This is a genomic window from Gehongia tenuis (assembly GCF_014384795.1).
Lineage (GTDB): Bacteria > Bacillota > Clostridia > Christensenellales > NSJ-53 > Gehongia > Gehongia tenuis.
Genome location: NZ_JACRSR010000010.1, coordinates 1 through 3,852, shown reverse-complemented (window position 1 = coordinate 3,852; position 3,852 = coordinate 1). Strand labels below are relative to the sequence as shown.

Sequence of the window (3,852 nt, the reverse complement as noted above, 5' to 3'; positions counted from 1 at the left end):
GGAGAGCAACAGGAAGAGTTTTTGAACGGAGGGCAAAACATGGGACATTATTTTAGGTACCTGGGACAAAAAACCATCTGGTATCTGATAACGTTGGTCATCGCAGTGGCATTGAACTTCTTCCTGCCACGGATGATCGAAGGAAACCCGGTCAGTGTTATATTGGGTAACCTGACGACGGGTATGAGTGATACCAACTCGCAGAAGAAGATATTCGAGACGTTCAACAAGGAATTTGGACTGGATAAGCCGCTGATTGAGCAGTTTGGGCTGTATCTTGGCGGGCTGTTCCAGGGAGACATGGGAACGAGCTTCACGCAGTATCCGAGAAAGGTGAACGATATTCTGGCGGCTGCGGTGCCGTGGACGCTGGCGATTCAGCTGCCGGCGATCATCATCGGCTGGTTCCTGGGCAATATACTGGGCGCGTATGCGGCGTACAAGAAGGGTGTGTTCGACAAGGTATTGTTTCCGCTGTCGATGTTCATCAATTCGATACCGCCGTTCGCGTTTTCAATCATATTGCTGTATCTGTTTGCGATTCAGTGGAAGGTCTTTCCAACTGGCAACGCCTATTCGTTCCAGATGATCCCGTCGATGTCGTGGGCATTCATCTCGTCGGTGCTGTATCACTGGACGCTGCCGTTCCTGTCGGTGCTGCTGGTGTGGATCGGCGGTCAGGCAATCGGCATGAGGTCGATGGCGATTTACGAGCTGAATGCGGACTATGTGCTGTATTCGAAGCTGATGGGCGTGAAGGAGCGCAAGATTGTGCGGTATGTGTTCCGTAACGCGGTGCTGCCGCAGGTAACGGGCTTGGCGGTGTCGCTGGGCACGATGGTCGGCGGAGCGCTTGTGACGGAGATCGTATTCAGCTATCCCGGCATTGGAACGTACATGTTCAAGGGCATCAGCGGCCTGGATTATCCGCTGATATCGGGATGTACGCTGCTGATCACGATCGGCGTTCTGATCGCGAACTTCGTACTGGAAGTAATCTATGGCTTGATCGATCCTCGAATCAAGGCATCGCAGTTGGGGGAGGGCTAACGGATGAAAAACTCATTAAAGACATTGGTGAGATCGCCAAAGTTCATGTTTGGCTTGATAACGCTGGTCATCATCCTGCTCGTCATCTTCATTGTGCCGCTGGTGAATACGTCCGATCCGTATGAGATGGTGGGAACGATCTATGATGCACCGGGAACGGAAGGTATGAAGCAGGTGGGCCAGGGAGCGGACGCCACGTTTGAGAAGTTCAATCTGGTGCTGGGCACGGACAACTTCGGGCGTGACCTGTTCCTGGAGTTGATGTATGGAACGAAGACGTCGCTGTGGGTGGGCGTACTGGCCGGTCTAATCGCAACGGCGATCGGTTTGACGCTGGGCCTGTGGTCGGGCTATGTGGGAGGTATCATAGACGATATCATCCAGACGATCACGAACATGTTTACGGTTATCCCCTCGATCGTTATCCTGATATTGATATCGGTGAGTGTGACGACACGATCGTACTACGTAACGGCGCTGGTCATAGGACTAACGTCGTGGCCGTGGACCTGCCGTTCGGTGCGTGCGCAGACGGCGTCGCTGAGAGTGCGTGATCACGTGAACATCGCGAGGATCACGGGCTACAGCACGATGCGGATCATCGTGCAGCACATTTTGCCGTATGTAGCGTCGTACGTAATGATGGCGTTCATTCGTCAGATTTCTTCGGGTATACTGAACGAGGCCACGATTTCGATGTTAGGCCTTGGGCCCTACAACACGATTTCGCTGGGAACGATGATGAACTGGGCGCAGCAGTTTGAGGCGCCGACTTCGGGAGCATGGTGGGCGTTCGTGCCGACGGCAATGGTGATTGCGCTGGTCATCTTCGCGCTGACGATGATGAACACGGGCATGGACGAAATCTTCAATCCCAAGATAAGGAGCTGACGAATCATGAGTATACTGAAAGTACGCAATCTGCGCACGTATTACATGACGCGTCTGAAGGAATCCGTGTTTGCGGTGGATGATGTGAGCCTGGACCTGGAGGAAGGCAAGGTCATGGGAATCGCGGGCGAGTCGGGCTGTGGTAAATCCACGCTGGCTTTGAGCCTGATGGGATTCTATTTTCCGCCGCTGCACTACGATAGTGGCTCGATTGAGATCGATGGCACGAACCTGATGACGCTGCCCTATGAGAAGCTGCGCACGGAATACCTGGGACAGGAGATCGCCTACATTCCCCAGGCGGCGATGAACGCGCTGAACCCGACGCGGAAAGTGATCAAGTTCATCGAGGACATCATGAAGGAGCACAAGCCGGGGATCAAGTCGGATGAAGTAAGGAAGATCGCGGAAGCGAAATTCGAAGAGCTGAATCTGCCGCCCCGTGTGCTGAACGCCTATCCGAACGAGCTGTCGGGCGGCATGAAGCAAAGAACGGTTATCGCGATTTCGACGATCCTGAATCCGCGGATTCTGATCGCGGATGAGCCGACGTCCGCATTGGACGTGACGAGCCAGAAGGCGGTTATAAAGATGATGAGGACGCTTCTGGACAAGGGCTACGTGAAGTCGATGATCTTCATCACGCACGAGCTGCCGCTCTTGAGGCACGTGGCGGACGACATCATGGTGATGTACGCGGGCGAGATCGTGGAGAAGGGAACGTCGACGGAGGTTATCTTCGATTCGATCCACCCGTATTCGAAGGCGCTCATGGGCTCGATCATCGTGCCTGAGGAAGGGATGAAGCACGCGGCGCTGACGGCTATACCGGGCGCACCGCCGAACCTGAAGAAGGTGCCGCCGGGATGCCGATTCAAGGACCGGTGCAAGTATGCGAACGAGAAGTGCCAGAACGACCACATTGAAATGCGGGATGCAAGCAACAACCGTGTGTACCGCTGCGTCTTTGACGAAGAGCATCTGCGGAAGCTATACAACGAGAATCCGCCGTCGCCGGCAGATGAGAAGGAGGCTTGAGCAATGGCGAACAACCATCCTAAATACGGCGAAGTGCTGCTGCAGGGCAAAGACCTGACGCGTCAATTTGGATTTGGCAAGAGCAAGATCACGGCCGTGGATAAGATCAATTTCTCGTTCCATGAGGGCGAGATCGTGTCGATCGTGGGCGAGTCGGGAAGCGGCAAGACGACGACGGCGCGGATGATCCTTGGACTATTGCCGCCGACGAGCGGAGAAGTGTACTACAAGGGTCAGCTGAGGAACCTGAAGAAAGGCAAGGAGAGGAAAGCGTACTGGAAGAACATCCAGGGCGTGTTCCAGGATCCGTTCTCGTCTTTCAACCAGTTTTTCCGAGTGGAGACGGTGCTCAGGGACTGCATAAAGAAGGGCGTGGACGCTGATCTGACGGAAGAGCAGCAGCTGGAGCGCATGAGGAATGCATGTACGTTCGTGAACCTGAAGTACGACGAGCTGTACAACAAGTATCCCTTCGAGCTGTCGGGCGGCCAGATGCAGAGGCTGATGATCGCGAGAATCTTCGTGTGGGAGCCGCACATTCTGATTGCGGACGAACCGACGTCGATGGTGGACGCGTGCTCGCGCTCGACGATCCTGGATATGCTGATGAAGCTGCGGGACACGGAGAAGATGACGATTATCTTCATCACGCATGACCTGGGACTTGCGTATTACGTGAGTGATACGATCTACATCATGGAGAAGGGCCGGTTTGTGGAAGGCGGGCCTGCGGACGAAGTGATTCTCAATCCGCAGCATGCGTACACGAAGCAGCTGCTGAATGACGTGCCGAAGCTGAACGAAACCTGGTCATTGAACTAAAACCTCACCAAAATTCTACCCTACTTCTCTTTCCTGAAAACCCTGGCCATT

The 3,852-nt window shown here is 54.4% G+C and carries 4 protein-coding genes; all 4 read left to right on the top strand.

Annotated features, from left to right (window positions below):
- Window positions 1-39 precede the first annotated feature (39 nt).
- From H8696_RS11230 to H8696_RS11215, 4 genes are read left to right on the top strand one after another with little or no spacing between them, the layout of a single operon-like run.
- Window positions 40-1,050: an ABC transporter permease gene (locus tag H8696_RS11230; RefSeq protein WP_407926386.1), complete on the top strand. Its 1,011-nt coding sequence runs from the start codon at window positions 40-42 to the stop codon at window positions 1,048-1,050.
- A gap of 3 nt (window positions 1,051-1,053) precedes the next feature.
- Window positions 1,054-1,941: an ABC transporter permease gene (locus tag H8696_RS11225; protein ID WP_249317532.1), complete on the top strand. Its 888-nt coding sequence runs from the start codon at window positions 1,054-1,056 to the stop codon at window positions 1,939-1,941.
- Between the two features lie 6 nt (window positions 1,942-1,947).
- Window positions 1,948-2,979, top strand: coding sequence for an ABC transporter ATP-binding protein (locus H8696_RS11220; RefSeq protein WP_249317531.1), 1,032 nt, complete (start codon window positions 1,948-1,950; stop codon window positions 2,977-2,979).
- Between the two features lie 3 nt (window positions 2,980-2,982).
- Window positions 2,983-3,801, top strand: coding sequence for an ABC transporter ATP-binding protein (locus H8696_RS11215; RefSeq protein ID WP_249317530.1), 819 nt, complete (start codon window positions 2,983-2,985; stop codon window positions 3,799-3,801).
- The last annotated feature ends 51 nt before the right edge of the window (window positions 3,802-3,852 follow it).